The following is a 19,808-nucleotide window of genomic DNA, read 5'->3' as shown; positions in this document are numbered from 1 at the left end:
TGATGAGTTGATGAGTTGATGAGTTGATGAGTTGTTGAGTTTGTGAGTTGATTAGTTTTTGAGTTGATTAGTTTTGAGTTTTGAGTTTTGAGTTTTGAGTTTTGAGCTTTTGAGTTTTGAGCTTTTGAGCTTTTGAGTTGATGAGTTGATCTCTTCTGGAGTGGTTTGGCTTTCGTGAGTTTATAAGCCAAGGAGTTTATAAGCCAAGGAGTTGATAAGTGCTGCACTTCGTATGTGAGAGGCGTGTTTATCTTGTATTGGCATCACAAAGACGACAAATTTCTTTCAGTTTATTGGAATATCAAAGATCGAGACGGTTTCTATTCCTTAGTTTTAAAACCCTCATTGCCTCTGTGGCTATTTTGTCGCTCTTATCATCTGCCATTCTTCTTAATAAATCCATTGGGATTTTCTTGTTTCTTACAACAGCCATTCGAATTGAGAAATCAGGGTCTTTCATCAAAGTCTCAAATATGTATCTGTCATTTTTGTTTTTCATAGCAACCGTAAACCGAACATCCGAGTTGCTGTCTGTGCAAAGAATCCTTAGCACGTCAGTAGGTATATGTTTGTTATGAACGAGCCACGCTTTCCTCTCGGGATAGTTATGTGTTATCTCAGAGATTACTTCGGAAGATAATGGTTCCATTTTGGTCCTATTATTATCTTCTAAGTTGTTGCTGTCTGCTAAATTTATATATTCTTTTATGTTGTCAATCATATAACAATCCTCCGCTTTTTCTTTTTCTCCTTTGAAATTATTTTGGTTTTCTCTCCCTTCGGCAAAATTACTTGTAAATGCGATATAGCCCCATCCCACCCAGCTAGTTTGTGCGGTGTCGGACCTATTTCAAACACTTCTATAAGGGTCCATTCATATATTTGTTCGGCACCAAAGCCTGCATCTGCGCAGAGAAAGATACCCGATGCGGAAAAGGCTGAGGCCTTAAATACGGGAAATAACTTCTGAAAAAGACAAGGCTACTTCATATATGTTTTTTGTTCTTCTGTAAAAAGCGCAATTTCTCCTCTTAAAGGCCTGTGCCTGTTTGTAAAACCAACGTGCGCTTGGACTATGATTTCTTTTTTGTTTTGATGCGGCTCTTGATAGAGCGCACGCTACCAGGACTGATGCCCAGGATGTCGCCGGCATCGGTTTCGCTTTTTCCCAACTTACCCGTTACGATGAGGAAGAGATATTGTCGGGTAGAAAGGTTGTTGTAAGTGTTGTCTAACGAAAGCATGAATGTTGGGTCGGCAAACTTAAAATACTCGATGAAATCGGCGAAATCGTTCGTACTCCAATGTACGGTGGAATGGTTTTGCAGTATGCTTTCGTACAGCAGCTTGCCGTTGCTCAGCACTTTCAGTTCTTTATCTTTAAGGTTGTTCACCCTTTGTCTGAGCGAGTTCAGCTCTTTATTGGCCTCGGTTTGCGACACTTTAAATTGGTCTATGCGGTCGCTGTATTCGCTAATGAGCAGTCGTTTCTCCAAGATACTGCGCTTGGCTTTGGCCACCTTATACTTATGGTACAGCACCAAGGTGATGACCGACAGTACCAGCACCAAGGCCAAGCAAGTGATGTAAATGCGATACGAGCGTATTTCGCGCTCGCTTGCCTCGATGTCGAATCTGTTTTGTATTTCGTAGACGTTGTTGGCCTGCCATTCCTTTTGTTGTTTTTCTTTGAAAATGAGCAGCGAGTCGGCCGTGTTGGCAGCTCCCACGTAGTCGCCCATTTTCTGTTTCAGCTTGAAAAGGTTGTAAAGGGCTTTCTCGCGTGTGTACACGTCGTCGCTTGCCAGGGCTTTTTGCAGCAGGTCGAATGCCTTTTGATATTGTCCTTGCCGGATGTATAGGTCGGTAAGAATAGTGTAAGTGTAGCTGTCGGGTCGCTCTTTTAGTGCGCGAAGTATAAATTTGGCCGATTTCACCGTGTCTCCCTTCTGGCTGTACACATCGCTGATGTTGGCCAGCAACACGGTTTGGCTTTCGGTGTCGAGGTGTTTGTACAGCTTTAGTGCTTTAAGTAGGTAGTTCAGGTTGCTGTCGGGCATGTCCAGTCCGCTGTACGCATTGGCGATATAGGAGAGACTGTACGCCATCCACAGGTCGTTGCTGGCGCGTGTAGCCATGCCGCGCGCCTTTTCGGCATAATTCAGTGCCGTGTTGTAGTTTTTGGTGCAGAGGTTGATGTAGCTTAGGGTAGAGAAAATTTTGTGCATCAAGGCCAATCCGCCATGCCCTTTGGCGGTGTTTTCGGCTCTTTTCAGCAGTTTTATGGCGGCAGTAACGTTGTTGCGGTTGAAGAAAAGGATGCATGCCTTGTAGTAGTATGCGCGCGCCAACTGTTCTTTGGGTCCGTGTTGTTCGTAATAAAACACGGAGATGTCTATCGAGTCGTTGTCGATTGAAATCATGTTTCGGTAGGTAGCTTCGGTTTTAAGCAGCGTAAAATAGGCCATTTCATCGCTGTTTTCCATTTCGTGTATGGGTATGGCCTGCACAAGCGTGTAGGCCTTTTCCACGTTGTCTTGACTTAACAACGAGTCTATCTGCTCCAGTCTAGACAGTGTGCGGTTATGGCAGGCGCACATCAGCAAGGTTAGGGCAAGCAGCGCGAAAATGGAGTGTTGTTTCTGGGCGCACATCATTGTTTGTGATTTCGTTGATAGCAGTCCGCTTTCATGGCGCATGCAAGGTTGTTTGACAGTTCTGTTAAATCTCCGTTGTAGCTTGTCGGTCTGAGCTGAATGGGAAATCTTTGTCCATCAGAGGGCGGGTTTCGCTTGTGCGGCATGTATGGCGGCTCATTGGCAAAATTATGAAAAATAGTTCGTATTGCAGCATTTTTTCTTCCTAAATGCAGATAATTGGCTGTATTTTGTTGCTTAGGTGCTGCGTTGCACGTTTTTTAGCTGCATAAAACAATGGTTGTAGGGTGTAGCAGATGGGTGTGATAGATGGGCTGCAAAGACCAGTAACACCTGCACACACAGGCTGGGGCGATGAGGCTGTGGGGGAGAAGGGGACTAGGGGATGGGCCGCTTTGCCAACTTGGCGTTGCAAAAGCCCATTGTGTTGTTGCTTATTTCGGCGGCATGTTGTGATGAGGCGCGTGCGGATTTTATATTCTTAACACCGCATGTTTGTTGTTGTCGGGCACCGGCATATTGGCCAATTCGTTTCTGAAATTTGAAATATCATCGGACTTTTTCGTTGCAAATTAAGCCATTTTCAGCTTGTTGTAAACCCTCGAAACCCCTTTATTCATCGGGATGTTGCAGTGCAACACTTAGTTACATCATCGAATTTTCCATTTTGTTGGTATCGATAAAAGGTGTATATTTGCGAAAAATTGTTTTGCGCCACTTTTCAGATAGCTGCAACCAACCCAGCGTTACCTATCAGCCACCGCAATACTCCTATATAATATATAGGCATAAAAAGGGCGGTTTAGATATGGGCCTAAAAGGCGGCGGCGGAACAGAAACCTTAACGATGAACCCCGAACGTCTTAATCAACCATCGAATAACTAACACTAAACAAGAAACAAAAGGGTTAAATAACAAATTTACAAACTCGAAAATTGTAATACCTATGCGTAGAAACTTATCAAGACCAGCGAACGTGATGTTCTGGCTCATGGCATTGTTGCTGTGTTGGAGCCAGGCGCATGCACAAGGCCCGGGCTCAACGGGCAACATTACGATTGAAGGCATAGTAATCGACAACAACACGAACGAACCCGTTGTGGGCGCCACGGTGAAACTTAAAGACGGAACCAAGGGCACGGTTACGTCGGCCGACGGAAAGTTCGTGATGACAGGCTTGTCGGTTGGCAATGTGGTTCACGTTAGTTTTATCGGTTTCAAGCCACGCCAGTTTACCGTGGGCAAGAAACGATTTGTAACAGTTTATCTGGAAGACGATGCCAACCAGCTGGACCAGGTGGTGGTTACGGGGTTTCAGAAATTGAAGAAAAACAGTTTTACGGGTACGGCCACGGTGGTGACCGGCGACGAGTTGCGAAAGGTGAACGTAAAGGATGCCGTGAAGGCCTTGGAGGCTTTCGACCCTTCTTTCCGTATTATCGACCGCGGCGGATTTGGTTCGGACCCCAACCACATCAACGAAATCAACATTCGCGGTGCATCAAACATCCAACGACAAGAGTTCGATGCCAACGGCCAAGCGCTGGAACGGCGCACCAACCTTTTGGGAAACCCAAACATGCCCATCTTCATGCTCGACGGATTCGAGGTGCCTGTACAGAAAATCTACGACATGGACATCAACCGCATCCAAAGTATGACCATCCTCAAAGATGCGGCAGCCACGGCACTCTACGGCTCGCGCGCTGCAAACGGCGTGGTGGTGGTAACGTCCGTTCCCCCGAAAGTAGGCGAGATACGCATCGATTACAACACTACCCTGGAACTAACCTTCCCCGACCTGTCGGACTATAACCTGACTAATGCCGCTGAAAAACTGCAAGTGGAGAAAGACGCAGGTGTTTATACGGCCAAAGAGAACTGGCAAAAAGAGGAAAAGGAAATTCTGTATAACAATAGGCTGAATGAGATAAGGCGCGGTGTGAATACCGATTGGCTGGCTAGGCCGTTACGTAATGTGATGAACTGGCGTAACAGCGTTATGCTTTCGGGTGGTGTAAACTCGATGCGTTATGAGTTGGCTTTCAACTACGACAATAACCGTGGTGTGATGAAAGGTTCGTACCGCAACCGTTGGGGTGGTGGTTTGAAGATAGACTATCGTCTACGCGAATGGTTACAGATACAAGACAACGTAACCATTAATCGCACCTCGTATGAGGATTCGCCCTTCGGTTCGTTCTCAAACTACGGCACATATTTGCCTTACGATGCCATTTATGGTGAAAATGGCGAGTATCTGCAAAAGCTACCCCAATCGGGACAGGTGAACCCCCTATGGCAACAGCAACAGCTGGAAAGCTATAATGGACGAGGCACCATCACCGACATTACCAACAACTTGGGTGTTAACGTGTATTTCACCCCCACCTTCTATTTAAGGGGAGCCTTTGGCATAAGCCAAGTACAAACCAACGACGACAGTTTCATCGACCCAAAGCACCCCTCTTTCAAAGGGCGAGTAGAGAACAAACGAGGAGAACTAAGCATATCCAAGAATAGCGACCTGAAATGGAACCTGAATGCAACGCTCCATTTTAATCAACGCTTTAAGAAACACTTTGTGAACTTAACAAGCGGTGTAGAGGCTATTGAGACCATTTCGCATCCGATTGCTTACAAATATCAGGGTTTCAGCCTCGGCTCGCAGAACAAGCCATCGTATAGCGCGTCTCAGGATGGTGTTACCAAGGATACAGAAATAAAGGTGCGTACGTTCGGATTGTTGGCCGCATTAAATTACACATACGATGAAATTTATTTGCTAGATGCATCGTTCCGTCTTGATGGTTCATCGCAGTTCGGTGTAGAGCGGCGTTTTGCACCCTTTGCCTCCATCGGCGTGGGTGTGAACATGCATAATTACGATTTCATCAAACGTATGCCTTGGATAAACAGCTTGCGTTTAAAAGGCACATACGGAAGTACAGGTAAGGTTACCTTCACACGTTTCGATGTGATAAGCAGCTACGGACACGCACCGTCATGGTATTACACAGGGCCCGGCTATTTGCTGGCAACATTTGGAAATCCCGACTTGTCTTGGGAGTTGACGAAGACTTTGGACCTAGGCTTTTCTTTGGAACTGTTCAAAAGGCGTTTCTTCTTGGAAGCAACCTACTACCACAAAGCCACAGACCGCATGATAGACAAGGTAAAGGTTCGCCCCTCGTCGGGATTCGACAGCTATAGTGGAAACGTAGGCGGTGTGCTTAACGAAGGTATAGAACTAAAGACTAATGTAACTGTTTTTAGGAACAGGGATTGGGCTGTGGTGCTTAACGCCAACTTAGCCCATAACAAGAACACCATTACAAAGCTAAACCCTGCGATGGAAGAGTATAACAAGAAAATACGTGATAACTACTCTTCAGAATCTTCCGGGCGTGTTTCTACCTTGCCACCGCTACTTTATTACGTGGGTGCATCTACCTCGGCTATCTATGCCGTGCCCTCGTTGGGTATCGATCCCGCCACGGGAACAGAATTCTTCCGTAAGTTAGATGGAACTGTGACACAGGTATGGGATAAGAACGACATGGTTGTTTGTGGCGACTTTAACCCTGACGTGCAGGGTACTTTTGGCATTAATGTAGCATGGCGAGGCATTTATCTTAACGCAGGATTCAAGTATGCGTATGGTGGACAGGCCTACAACAACACGTTGGTGTCGAAGGTGGAGAATGCCAACATTGAAAAGGAGAACGTAGACAGGCGTGTCTTGACCGACCGCTGGTACCGTGTGGGCGACGTTTCGCAATTTTATGGCATACGTGAAAGAGGTCTCACCAATAGGTCGTCACGTTTTGTGCAGAACGACAATTTTGTTTCGTTCAACAGCTTGTCCATTGGTTACGACTTCAACAAGCGAATAACTTCTCTCTTCAAACTTAATGCCCTCTCTGTGGTTTTCAATGCCGCCGACCTAGGCCGTTGGAGTACCATAAAGGTGGAACGAGGACTCTCTTATCCTTATGCGCACACATATAGTCTTACGTTGCGTGCATCTTATTAGTGGACAAACAAAAGAATACGATTATGAAAGGTATAACATATATGGCTACGGCGATAACCATCGTTATGGCGTTGACAGGATGTAACGAATGGTTGGACGTTCCGGTGGAAGGAAAATCCACCTCGAAAGAATTGTTCGAGAAAGGCGATGGGTATCGGAGTGTGTTGCATGGCCTGTACATCAACATGGCAGAAGATGTGCTTTACGGCAAAAACCTGCAATGTGGCTTGGTTGATTTTTTCTCAAACCAGTATAACGTGAACGTTCGCCACGAAGACTTAAGTAGTACGGCACTTATCGCGGCAGGTAAGCGCGATTATCAAAACAAGGACTTGCGCCCTGAGATAGACAAAATGTGGATGGCCGCCTATAAGTGCATAGGTGCCGCCAACGATCTTATCCAGAACGTGGGGGGCGAAAATGCAGGCAAGTTCGCGCAAGGCGAAATGGAGAAAAGCCTGATATTGGGTGAGGCAAAGGCTGTACGTGCATACGTGCATCTAGACATGCTCAGGCTGTTTGCGCCTGCTCCGAAAGATGATGACGGCGGTGTGTATGTGCCATACATAACACACTTTCCTAACACTTTAGCCCAGCACATGAAGACGAGTGAGGTGCTTGATGCCGTGATTAAAGACTTGGAAGAGGCTCGCGAATTGGTTAAGCCATACGACTTATCAACTCGTGGCAATGAGGCGAATACCTCTGGGAGAGCTCGTTTTTATAGCGAGTTCGAGTATGGAACGGGCATTTATGCCAACCGACAAGACCTAGACGAGTTCTTCGTTGGACGTGGTTATCGATTCTCCTACTGGGCCATAACCGCTACATTGGCTCGTGCTTACCAGTATAAGGGTGCTTATGACGACACTTTCTACGATAAGGCCAAGCAGTGTGCAGAGGAGATAATCAATTCTGAAGTTACTGTAGAGGATAAAAAGAAGTACTATCCGTTTAAGGAAGAACGATTCGATGGTTTCTTTTATGCCGAACGGCCAGAAGATGCGAGGGATGTACGCATGGTTGACAACCTCATTATGGGCGTGTATAGGGACAACGTTAGGTTAGGACTGATTTCGAACATGTTGGCACAGTATCCCCGAAAGAAGGCCGTCGTTGCACAAGACCAACTGTTTATCGTCAATACCGAAGGGCAAGACATATTCAAGACGGTGGATAATATTGATGAGTCGGCAAGAGACATTCGATGTACTCGCCTGCTTTACGTTCCCGACGGAGCGTACAAGACCAATCTGTCGGTGAAATGGTATGTTAAGGAGAACGACCTAGTAGAACGCGACAAGACATTGAGCATCTTCCCTTTGTTGCGAACTTCGGAGATGCGATACATAATTGCCGAGACTGAAGCGCGAAAGAGTAACTTCGCCGCTGCATACAAAATAATCAACGACATGCGCGAACACCGTGGATTAGGAACAAGCCCATTGGCAGTTAAGAGTACATTCGGCGACTTCCAAAAAGATCTTGTAAGAGAGGCGCAACGCGAATGGATAAGCGAGGGGCAGCTGTTCTACCTTTATAAAAGGCTCGGGGCAGATGTGAAACGCGACGACAAATCGGTGAAACCATTCTCCAAAGCAGAAGCGGTGCTACCTTTACCTACTGATGAAAATCTCTGACCCCATAACATTTATCATTATGCGAAAGTTATTGTTTACGCTGCCTTTGGCGGCAATCGCCTTGTTCTCTTCTTGTAAGGAAGAACCTCTGACAACGTTCGGCGATGACCATTACCTGTATTTCGACAAATATTATATGAACGAAAAAGAGCCAGGCAAGCACACAGCCGACTCTACTTTCGCCTCGTTCTTCTTTCTTAGTGACGACATAGATGCCCTAGATGCCATGCTCGAAGTGCATTTGGCTGGGAGAAACCTAACTAAGGACGAAACTTTCAAATTGCGTGTGATACCCGAAGGAACCACTGCCAACCCCGACGAGTATAAGTTAGCAGACACATATACGTTTAGGGCAAGGCCCGCCCCTGCAAATGCCACCAACCGTACAGACACCGTTGTGATAAAGATGTATCGCAAACCTAGACTTAAAGACCTGCCTAAGGGGGTGCGGCTGATGGTGGAATTGGTCCCACTTGGCGATTTACAGCTGGGGCAGACCGAACGTACGAAGGCGATTGTTATACTAACCCGCGATGCCATCAAGCCTGCTTGGTGGAACAAGGAGGTTACGGAATTGCTGCTGGGAGAGTATTCCAGCCGTAAGTATAAGCTTTTTGTGACGCACATCGACCCGACAGCGTCACTGAACGAGAGTATGTTGTCTGACGCTCCTTGGAAAGCAAGGAAGTTGGTTCAGAAGTTTAAGGAATGGCTGGGCAAGCATCCCGACCAGGCCGTAGAGGAAGACGGTTCGCCAATGACCGTTAAAGTGTGACACCTTATAAAATAGAAAATTATGCGGAACTTGAGATATGCATTCGTAGCAATGCTTATGCCGCTGATGCTGGCATCATGTTTTAGTGACGACGGAAATTACGAATACGAGTCGTTGAAACCGCCTACATGGCTCGATAATTTTATGGATAGCCCGATACAGGTATTGGTTTATGGCGGTCGGCCCGTAAGGCTTGATGGCTCACGCTATTTCAATTGGGGAAAACTGGATTCGTTGCAGCGCAGCCAAGAGGTGCGTTATGAGTGGCGAATGAACGGAAAAGTGTACAGCACGGAATTGAAGGAGGAGATGACCACTGATGAGTTCTTGAAAAGAATGGGGCTTGAAGAAATGCCTGTCAAAGAGCAGTCTGGTGACTTCTCCATCATCGAGAAATCTTCGGGTGTGACATTCAAAGTGAAATGTACGCTGTTTTTTAAACCTGCAATTGGTGGAGGCGACTTTGTTGTTTATTCCGCCATGGGGGCCAACATGCCAAATGTGGGTAAACTAACCGTGTTTAGGCTTAATTACTTGAAAGAGAAGGGTAAGCTGAAAGAAAATTTTGAGTTTGGCAAGTATGTGGTAGACAATGTTCCTGGAACGCCAAGGTCTTTGGATGTGGCTGTAGCGAAGAATGTCGGTGCTGCCGGCTCGCTCACGTTGATAACCGAAGAAGGTGATGCAATGGTGTATAATGCAGGCAATTTGAAAAAGGAATGGGATTTAAGTTCGCAGTTTGCCGATGGCACACCCGATAACTTTAAGGTTAGCGGACGGAAAGACCAGGAAGATGGTGGTATGAATACGCCTGCCTTGACTTGGGTTGCTACGAAAGACGGGCGATTGTTCTCACGCCAGTTTGGTAAGAACTATTTGGGCGGAAAATTCATCAGCGATCCATATTATATAGACTCATTGGGCTATAAGATTACCAAATTCGGACACACGAATTGGGGAGTGACCAATGTGCCCTGTTATGATGAGAAGAATCGAAGGGTTGTTTTAGCAACTACCACTAACTCCTCGGATTTTTATAAGTATCGCAGCTTTGTGGTAACGCTTCATTCAGACCAATTCTATTCGCCTGCGGAAAAAATGCCCGAAGACGCGAACGTTTATTACCTTACGACGATGAATGGGGATGAATACCGTGACAATCGTAACAGTTGGTTTCAGGCTTACTACACCACAGGAGGAAAATCTATGGTAGCTTGTTTCGCCGTAGACAATTACGCGCGCCGATTGACTTACACGATGAACTATATGAGTCCGTATGAAATACCAGGGCACTTGTTCACAAACGAGACTGTGTTCCTAACGGCGTCGGGAGAGCAGCTTAGCGGAAACTCTTCAAAGGCCTATACCGATTTGTTCTCAGAGGGGATGGACATTTATGCTATTCAACGAGACGGCGATAGAACAACTTTTGGTGCAAACGAAATAACAATTAAGAAAATCCCTTTGGAAGGAATAACATCTAAAATCACCTATATGGTTTATGATGTTACGGGCTATTGGGTGGGGCTTGATCACGAATATCCCCATCTAGTGGTAGGTTGCGAAAATGGCGACGTACTGATTTACTACGCGGTTCCTGTTGCACATCCGCGATTAATGAAGAAATATAACGTAGGCGGACGCGTATGCGCTATCAAGCAAGTGGCCATGCCTAGTGGTTATCTTGACTTATATTAATGAATACAACAACACGGCCATCCCCTTACCCAAGGTGGTGGGGTGGCCGCAAAACAAAAACAGATAAAATGCAGAACATGATGGTTTTAAAGAGAAGTGCCGGCGCACTGATGATGCTGTTGGCTGGCGCGTTTGCCGTGCAAGCGCAAAGTGTAGATAAGGTAAGTCTAAACGTTAGCGTGGCCAACAAGGATGGCGCGCCAACTGTTACGCTCAAAAAGTCGGCCGAATGCCAAGCGTATTGTCTCGCGCTGTTCACATCAGACATTGCCGGCATCATCAAAGACGAGGTTGTTGACGGATATTTCACGGGTCAGAAGAAACCCCGATACACCGACAACGTCAAAGATAAGAAACTGGTAGACTACGGATTGGTGGTTGTTCCGGAGAAAGAATACACCCTCATCGCCCTTGGCTATGGCAAGGACGGCAAGCCCGGCAAGGTGTCTCGCACGCAGTTTACCGCTCCTCGCAGACAAGGTTTCGCCTCGGCGCAGGTGCTGGCACAGGTAATGAACATCGGACCCGACAGCGTTACGGTGAAGTTTACGCCCAACACCGACGTGGCTGGCTACGCCTTATGCCAGTTTGAGGGTGGAACCATCGAACAAACCGTGAAAGAACACGGCCCCATGATGGGTTTCTCTAACGCTTACGACATGATTAAGCAGTTCAGCGGCAAAGACTACACCACCGAAAAGCAACACACTTGGCGCGAGATGGTGCCCGATGCCAATTACGAAATCTGCGTGTTGCCATGGGATAAGAATGGCGTTTTCCAAGAGATAACCAAGGTTCCCGTTACCACGAAAAAGCTTGGCGGACCCGGCGAAGCCACAGTCGACATAAAGATTGGCGAGTTTGGCGGTAGCAAGAAAGGCGGCTACTATCAGGATGTAGTGTACTCGCCCAACGACCAAGCATCGTTGCACCGCGACATCATCATCACCGAAGAGGCCTTTAACAAACCCGACATGGGCAACATCGGTGTTATCAAGATGCTGCAAACCGACCATCCCAAAGACATTTACTGGAACCAATACCGCGTGGACAGGGCAAGATGGAACGCTACACCGCTCACCACTTACTACGCTTGCTCGATGGCTAAGAACGTAGACGGCAAGTGGGGCGAACTTAAAAAGGTGAAGTTCACTACGCCTGCCGCAAAAGAATAACGCGAAATCTATAAACCGCTCTTGATGGAACCTTGATTTTAGCTGGCATACTTTGCTCATTGCTAGGTGGTTCATTGCAACCGTGTACCCCTAGCCGTGAGCAAATGGTGCCTGCCTAGGCAAGGTATAGAATAAATGGGCGGCAACGAACAATCGCAAGGTGGCATTTCGGGGTAGCTTAAAGCCGGTTCTAAAAAGCCAATAAAGTTTATTTCAGGAACCAGCCTTTGTAAATAATGGCAGCCCTATTCGATAACAGAGCATATCCTGAACATGCCTTAAACCCCAAACTAAATAGCAGGTAGGACGAACCGCCCTCAGCGCATTTCTCCTCCATCTCGGCATCTCGCGCTATCCAAACTATACATAACCTAGGGGCATTTCCTAACACTTTCGCCCCCATAACCTTGCGGATGCCGAACGAGATGCAGCTGGGGTGGGCCTGCCGTGCTACGTTTGTCGAGGGTAAACCGATGACTTAACATCGCTAACAAGTAACCGATTTATTGAAACAAGAATGAGTAACCTAAAAACAATCCTGCGGGGCTGGGCACTCTTAGCCCTGCTTGTCCCCACCAACTTGCGTGGACAAGGCGTTAACCAGGCCCCACCCATCCCCGTGGACACCGCCGTAAGGATAGGCAAACTGCCCAATGGACTGACCTATTACATACGCCATAACAACTGGCCAGAACATCGCGCCGACTTCTATATCGCACAGAAGGTGGGCTCGATACAAGAAGAAGAGAGCCAACGTGGACTGGCCCACTTCCTTGAACACATGTGTTTTAACGGAACAAAGCATTTCCCCGGCAACGAACTTATCCGTTACTTGGAAACGCTTGGCGTGAAGTTTGGCGGCGACCTCAATGCCTACACCTCCATCGACCAAACCGTTTACAACATATCCAACGTGCCTACCACGCGCCAGACGGCACTCGACTCGTGCTTGCTGATACTCAGCGACTGGGCAAATGCACTCACACTCGACCCTACCGAGATTGACAAAGAGCGTGGAGTGATACACGAAGAGTGGCGCGAACGCACCGGAGCCACATCGCGTATGCTAGAACGCAACCTGCCTAAACTCTATTCTGGAACGAAGTACGGCGCGCGTTTCCCCATCGGACTGATGAGTGTGGTGGACAACTTCAAGCCCAAAGAGCTACGCGACTACTACGAAAAGTGGTATCATCCATCAAATCAAGGCATTATTGTGGTGGGCGACATCGACGTAGCCCACACCGAGGCCATGATTAAAAAGCTTTTCGGCCCCTTGAAGAACCCCGACAACCAAGCGAAAGTGGTGGATGTGCCCGTACCCGACAACGAAGAACCCATCATCGTTGTGGATAAGGATAAGGAACAGGCCAACAGCTCGGTAGAAGTGTCGTTCAAACACGAGGCCTGGCCCGACTCGCTCAAACGCAACGTAGACTATCTCTTGGCCAACTATGCCAAGAACATGGCACTAGGCATGCTCAACGACCGCTATGCCGAGGCCGCACAAAACTCTACCAACTGTCCTTATTTGGGTGCATCGGCTGCCGATGGCAACTTCATCTTCGCCAAAACAAAGGGAGCTTTCACCATTAGTGCAACGCCGCGCGACATGGCTGGTACTGCCGCCGCACTGCAAGCCGCACTTGTTGAGGCTCATCGCGCCGCCAAGTTTGGTTTCACCCAAAGCGAGTACGATCGCGCCAAGGCCAACTTGCTCAGTGCATTGGAAAAGGCATACAATGGTCGCGACAAGCGTGGCAACGCCTCGTTTGCCGACGATTACAAAGGTCATTTCCTCTCGCAAGAACCCATTCCCGCCTTCGAAGACTATTATGAGATAATGAAACAGCTGGTGCCCAACATCCCGTTAACCGACATCAACGCCATTCTGCCGCAGCTGTTGCCCGAGACCGACCGCAATATGGTTATCATCAACTTCAACAACGAGAAGGAAGGCAACGTGTATCCTGCGCCCGAATCCTTGTTGCAAGCTGTGCACGCCGCACGCCAAACCAAGGTAGAACCCTACGTTGATACGGTGAAGGAGGTTCCATTGATGACCAAGTTACCCCGTCCCGGCAAGATTGTAAAGGAGAAAAAGAATGCCGAACTGGGTTATACCGAGTTGAAACTGGCCAATGGCGTGACCGTTATCTTGAAGAAAACCGACTTTAAGAAAGACCAAGTGAACTTTGCCGCAAGCGCACATGGCGGCAAGTCGCTTTATGGTCCGAAAGACTACACCAACTTGGCCGTATTCAACGACATTGTGTCCATTAGTGGCTTAGGTGGATTCCGCAGTATGGAGCTACCCAAAATACTTGCAGGCAAGATTGCCAGCGCAGGCCTTTCCATTGGCGATAAGTACATGGGCATGTCGGGTGGTTCGTCTAAGCGCGATGTCGAAACGATGTTGCAGCTGGCCCACCTGTATCTGTCGGGTGGCATCACCAAAGACGAACAAGCGTTTGCCACCCTGATGGACTCGTGGCGCATGGCACTTAAAAACCGCGCCCTCAACCACGACATTGCCTTCAACGACTCGCTCGTGGCCACGGTCTACGGCCATAACCCACGTCTTCGCCCCGTGTTGGAAGCCGACCTGCCCGACATCAACTACGACCGCATACTGCAAATAGCGCGCGAACGCACGAACAATGCCGCTGCATGGACGTTTAGTTTCATTGGCGACTTCGACGAACCGCAGCTCCGCAAGCTTATCTGTCGTTATCTCGGTTCGCTGCCCACTAAGGGAAAGGTGGTTAAAGGTCATCTCACCAGTTCGTTTGCCAAAGGTAAGATAGAGAATGTGTTCCGTCGTAAGATGGAAACACCCAAAGCCATGGCTTGCGTTATGTGGCACACCACCGACGTACCTTATTCGGTGGAGAATGCTGTACGTATGAACATGATTGGTCAAATTCTCTCTATGGTTTACATCAAGACAATCCGCGAAGACGCATCGGCAGCCTATTCGGTGTCGGCAGAAGGTGGAGCAACCATCGAAGGCGACTACCACGACTATTCCGTACTGGTTACTTGTCCTGTGAAACCAGAGAAACGCGACACGGCTATGGCTATCATCTATCGCGAGGCAGAGAACATGACGCGCACTTGCGATGCTGCCATGCTCGACAAGGTGAAAGAGTATATGCTTAAAAATGTGGCTAGTGCCGAGAAAACCAATGCTTATTGGAGTGGCGTTATCAACATGTATCGCCGCCACGGCATCAACATGCACACCCGTTATCGCGACATGATTAAGCAACAAACACCCGAAAAACTGTGTGCGCTGATGAAACAAATCTTGCAAAGCGGCAACCGCATCACCGTGGAAATGCTGCCGCAAGAGTAGAAAGACGTTTAAAGGTGAAAGGGGGGTTAAGGGTGAAAAGGTGAAAAGGTGAAAGGGTGTTTAAAGGTGAAAAGGTGAAAGGGTGAAAAGGTGAAAAGGTGAAAAAATGGCTTCGCCCACCGATGAACGAGTATAGTTGGGGCTAGTTTAACTAGAAAGCTGGCAGGTCTAAAAAGCTAGCATGCCTAGAATAACTAGAACTCCTAGTACAACTGGAATGCCTAGTACAACTAGATAGGCTAGCCCCACTAGCAAGCTAACCAAATGCTTGTTCGCTCGTTAACTTGTCAACTGGTTAACTTGTCAACTGGTTAACTCGTCAACTGGTAAACTCGTTAACTCTTCACCTCGTAACCCCATTCATCTTTAAGCGCGGATAAACGCCAAGAAATCATAGAGTGATGATAAAATGTTTGTGATTTTAATGGTTTGATGAATTAATGGAGAAACAAACTGGTTCGTAGACGAATAGGTTCATCAGAGAAGTTGCGGAGAAATAGTTGGTCTTCATGTCCCTTTTTGGGCAGAATTCTCTTACGCTTCTTTGCTCCATTAATTCTTTTTCGGGCTTTCCTTGGGGCATCTGCCATGCAACAAAAGAGGGAATAGCCAACATTTCGGCCATACGCAAAACACAAATGGGCGTTAGCTAATTTATCCCTATGTTGGGTAAAGGGCGTTGAAAGCAACGATTGTCTATGTTAAGGGTTGGCAATCGCCCGTTCAATGGTCTTCCTGGCATAGGGACTTTTTATTTGTGCTTGTTAAAGGTTAAAGCCCAATTGGGCATTAAAGCAAAGCGTTACGATAATCTTCCTCTCTTGCCTGAAATACCAACAACAAACGAATTATTCGCCCATATTCAGTGTTTCCTTTGGAAAAAAGGAAGCGAATGCTATTAATCCCAGTCGGTTCATTAGGCCGTTCATCAAACATTTTAAGCTGTTTTCATCGTTTCCTGTTCATCCTTCGTTTGTTTGTCGGCATCCTGTCTGTCTTTTTCTTGGAGGCGTGCTGGCTACGTCAAGAGAAAAAGGCAGACAACTTGCCCAACAATACACAAAATCTGTACAGGCCGATTTGGGTTTAATGTCCGATTTCGTGATAAGCCCAAATCATCTTTTTACCCGGCACTTTTCACCTTTAAAGGGCGAAGCCATCTTTTCACCTTTTCACTTTTTCACCTTTAAATGCCTTTTAACTCTTTCACCTTTATTGCAATTGTACCGAGCAACGGTGCCGCATTCCCCCATAGCACCCTCCTTTCTCGTTGCGCCCTAAAACAAATAAGCCCCTCCGAAGAGGGGCAATGGGGACTAAGCCCTTCGGCATATAGCCTTATTGTGATAAGATGTAGAATAAATCTTATTGCTGCAAAATTAACAAAAACATTTTTCCCTACCAAATAATTAATGTAATTTTACACCTAAATCCTAATGGGATAGTAAATAACAAGAAACATACAACACCATAACTAACGATTATGATCACACGAATATTGGGACTTGATACGGGTACAAACAGCCTTGCTTGGGCTGTGGTAGACAGAGATGCCGCTGGAAACTACAAGTTGGTAAGACGTGGCGATGTTATCTTCAGCGAAGGCGTAAAGATAGAAAAAGGCGTAGAATCGTCTAAAGCGGCCGAAAGAACAGGGCACAAGTCATTGCGGGTGCAGTATGCCAGGCGGCGTCTGCGTAAGATAGATACCCTGAAAGTGTTGGTAAGTCTCGACCTATGCCCTTATCTTTCCGACGAGCAACTGAGCCAATGGAAAGCCAAGAAAACATATCCGCTAACTGATGACTTTATGCTTTGGCAGCGTTCGGGTAGTGCCGAAGAGAACAACCCTTACTATTGCCGCTATCGTTGCCTAACGCAAAAGCTCGATCTTACCGATCAAAGTCAGCGTTTTCTTCTAGGTCGGGCATTTTATCATTTGGCGCAACGTCGTGGATTTCTTAGCAACAGGCTCGACACCACGGCCGATTCCGCCGAGTCGGGCAAGGTCAAATCGGGCATAGCCCAGCTTTCTGTAGAGATGGAAAAGGCTGGTTGCACCTTTCTAGGCGAGTATTTCTATCAACTCTACAAGCAACATGGCAACACCGTCAAGCTAAGGAGCCGATATACCGACAGGGAAGAACATTATATAAAGGAGTTCTTGGCCATCTGCGAAAAGCAAGAACTGGACGCCCAATGGGTTGAAAAACTGCAAAGGGCCTTGTATTTCCAACGCCCGTTAAAGTCGCAACGCAAAGGTGTAGGTAAGTGTACCTTCGAGCCAAAGAAACCGCGTTGCGCCGAATCGCACCCCGATTACGAAGCGTTCAGAATGCTCTGCATTCTCAATAACATTAAGATAAAAACCCCAAACGACACTTCGTTACGGCCGCTAAACGCACAAGAACGCGAAAAGATTTGGCCGCTATTCTTCAGAAAGTCTAAACCCAACTTCGATTTCGAGGACATAGCAAAGGCATTGGCAGGAAAAAACAAATACGCTTGGTTTAAGGAAGCAGGCGAAAAGCCATACAGGTTTAACTACCGCATGCACCAAGGCGTGTCGGGATGTCCCGTAACAGCACAGCTGATAGACATCTTCGGCAGCGATTGGAAGGCTGGCATTGCCGAAACATACACGGCCGTTGAAAAGAAGAACGGCACAAAGACCATCGACGAAATGGCGGATGATGTATGGAATGTGCTTTATTCATTCTCGTCGAAAGACAAGTTAAAGGCTTTCGCCACCGAGAAGTTGCAACTCGATGAGGCCAGTGCCACGAAGTTTGCCAATGTAAAGCTGCCGCATGGTTTTGCCGCGTTAAGTCTTAAAGCCATTCGCAACATCCTGCCTTTCTTGCGCCAAGGGTTCATTTATGCACATGCGGTACACTTGGCCAAGATACCCGACATCGTTACAAAAGCCGTTTGGAACGATGCCCACAAACGCGAGCAGATACTTTCGGGGCTGATGGAGATAATCGAAAACTATAACCCCAAAGACCGTGGCGTTGAGGGTACAATAGACTTCTGCATTAAAAGTCACTTGCAAGACGTGGTCGACCTGCGCCCAGGTGCAGCCGATGCACTTTATCATCCCTCGATGATAGAGGCCTATCCCGATGCAAAGCTTAACAAGATGGGTGTGTTTCAGTTGGGTAGCCCTCGCACCAACGCCATTCGCAACCCCATGGCCATGCGCTCGTTGCACATATTACGCAGCGTGGTTAACCAGCTGTTGCGCGATGGCGTAATAGACCGCGACACGGAGGTGCACGTTGAATATGCTCGCGAACTGAACGATGCCAACAAACGCAAGGCCATTGCCGACTACCAAAGAGAACAAGAGAAGAAACGGAAACAATATCGCGATGACATCATAACCTTATATAAGAGTGAATGTCACAAAGAGATAGAGCCGACAGACACCGACATACTCAAGTTCCAATTGTGGGAAGAGCAAAACCATCTGTGCTTATATACAGGCACCCAGATTGGCATCTGCGATTTCCTTGGTGACAATCCCAAGTTCGATATCGAACATACCATCCCCCGAAGTGTTGGTGGCGACAGCACGCAAATGAACCTAACGCTCTGCGATGCCACTTTTAATAGGCAGGTGAAAGGTGCGAAACTACCCACCGAACTGTCTAACCATGCAGACATATTGGTAAGAATTGACCATTGGAAAAGCAAGTGCGAAGACCTACGAAAACAGCTAGACAAGATACGCACGTATGGTGGTATGGAGAAAGCTATGAAAGACCGGCTGATACAAAAACGCCATCGCTTGAAGATGGAGCTGTCTTATTGGCAGGGCAAATACAGTCGGTTTACGATGACCGAGGTGCCCGAAGGGTTTAGTCGCCGTCAAGGTACCGGCATCGGTTTGGTTTCAAAGTATGCAAGATTGTTTTTAAAGTCGCTTTTCCACTGCGCAGACAACCCCAACAAGAGCAATGTGTACGTGGTGAAGGGCGTAACCACTGCCGAGTTCAGGCGTATGTGGGGACTACAAGGCGAGTACGAAAAGAAATCGCGACTTAACCATTGCCACCATTGCATCGATGCCATAACCATAGCCTGCATCGGTAAGGCCGAATACGATAAGATGGCGCAATACTACCACGACGAAGAGATGTCGCGTTGGCATGGTTCTGCCAGCAAGCCCCATTTCAAGAAGCCTTGGCCAACCTTTACCGAAGACGTATTGGCCATAGAGCAATTGCTCTTGGTGAAACATCTCACCAAACCTCAACCTCATCGAACGCCTTTGGAAAATGCTCTGGAAGAAAGTCGTCAACACCTGGTTTTACGGAACGAAAGTGGAGTTCAGGCGTGCGGTGATGAATTTCTTCGAGCACATCGCCGATTACAAGGAAGAGTTGGAGTCGCTTCTAACTCTCAATTCCCGATTGGTTAATTCTAAAACCATTTCGTAGTGACTACAAAATAATCAAACATA

Annotated in this window: 11 protein-coding genes; 8 read left to right on the top strand and 3 right to left on the bottom strand. The window is 47.4% G+C overall.

Going from position 1 to position 19,808, the window contains the following annotated elements; all coding sequences use genetic code 11:
• From HMPREF2955_RS16455 to HMPREF2955_RS02330, 3 genes are all read right to left on the bottom strand, one after another.
• The coding region (locus HMPREF2955_RS16455; RefSeq protein ID WP_210401263.1) for a hypothetical protein at positions 1-191 on the bottom strand (191 nt) is incomplete at its 3' end.
• A gap of 110 nt (positions 192-301) precedes the next feature.
• On the bottom strand, positions 302-721 hold the full coding sequence (locus HMPREF2955_RS02335; RefSeq protein ID WP_070720618.1) for a HEAT repeat domain-containing protein: 420 nt from the start codon (positions 719-721) through the stop codon (positions 302-304).
• A gap of 352 nt (positions 722-1,073) precedes the next feature.
• A complete protein-coding gene (locus HMPREF2955_RS02330; RefSeq protein ID WP_246830048.1) occupies positions 1,074-2,699 on the bottom strand; it encodes a tetratricopeptide repeat protein in 1,626 nt (541 codons plus the stop codon).
• 652 nt (positions 2,700-3,351) lie between these two features.
• On the opposite strand from HMPREF2955_RS02330, the gene HMPREF2955_RS15580 reads away from it, so the two are divergent.
• From HMPREF2955_RS15580 to cas9, 8 genes are all read left to right on the top strand, one after another.
• A complete protein-coding gene (locus HMPREF2955_RS15580; RefSeq protein ID WP_139145453.1) occupies positions 3,352-3,543 on the top strand; it encodes a hypothetical protein in 192 nt (63 codons plus the stop codon).
• Between the two features lie 61 nt (positions 3,544-3,604).
• Positions 3,605-6,694 carry a SusC/RagA family TonB-linked outer membrane protein gene (locus HMPREF2955_RS02325; RefSeq protein WP_070720500.1) on the top strand — a complete coding sequence of 1,030 codons (3,090 nt, stop codon included), beginning with the start codon at positions 3,605-3,607 and terminating at the stop codon, positions 6,692-6,694.
• 23 nt (positions 6,695-6,717) lie between these two features.
• Positions 6,718-8,334, top strand: coding sequence for a RagB/SusD family nutrient uptake outer membrane protein (locus HMPREF2955_RS02320; RefSeq protein WP_070720617.1), 1,617 nt, complete (start codon positions 6,718-6,720; stop codon positions 8,332-8,334).
• A gap of 19 nt (positions 8,335-8,353) precedes the next feature.
• Positions 8,354-9,109 (top strand): DUF4843 domain-containing protein, encoded by a 756-nt coding sequence (locus HMPREF2955_RS02315; RefSeq protein ID WP_019187639.1) that lies wholly within the window; start codon positions 8,354-8,356, stop codon positions 9,107-9,109.
• Positions 9,110-9,130: 21 nt separating this feature from the next.
• Positions 9,131-10,807 (top strand): hypothetical protein, encoded by a 1,677-nt coding sequence (locus HMPREF2955_RS02310; RefSeq protein WP_070720498.1) that lies wholly within the window; start codon positions 9,131-9,133, stop codon positions 10,805-10,807.
• A 77-nt stretch (positions 10,808-10,884) separates the two neighbouring features.
• Positions 10,885-11,982, top strand: coding sequence for a hypothetical protein (locus HMPREF2955_RS02305; RefSeq protein ID WP_232211131.1), 1,098 nt, complete (start codon positions 10,885-10,887; stop codon positions 11,980-11,982).
• 517 nt (positions 11,983-12,499) lie between these two features.
• Positions 12,500-15,340 (top strand): M16 family metallopeptidase, encoded by a 2,841-nt coding sequence (locus HMPREF2955_RS02300; RefSeq protein ID WP_070720497.1) that lies wholly within the window; start codon positions 12,500-12,502, stop codon positions 15,338-15,340.
• Between the two features lie 1,483 nt (positions 15,341-16,823).
• On the top strand, positions 16,824-19,766 hold the full coding sequence (gene cas9 / locus HMPREF2955_RS14865) for a type II CRISPR RNA-guided endonuclease Cas9 (protein ID WP_246830047.1): 2,943 nt from the start codon (positions 16,824-16,826) through the stop codon (positions 19,764-19,766).
• Positions 19,767-19,808: the final 42 nt, after the last annotated feature.

This window comes from Prevotella sp. HMSC073D09, assembly GCF_001814145.1.
In the GTDB taxonomy this organism is placed as follows: domain Bacteria; phylum Bacteroidota; class Bacteroidia; order Bacteroidales; family Bacteroidaceae; genus Prevotella; species Prevotella conceptionensis.
This window is presented reverse-complemented; position numbering and strand designations above follow the sequence as displayed.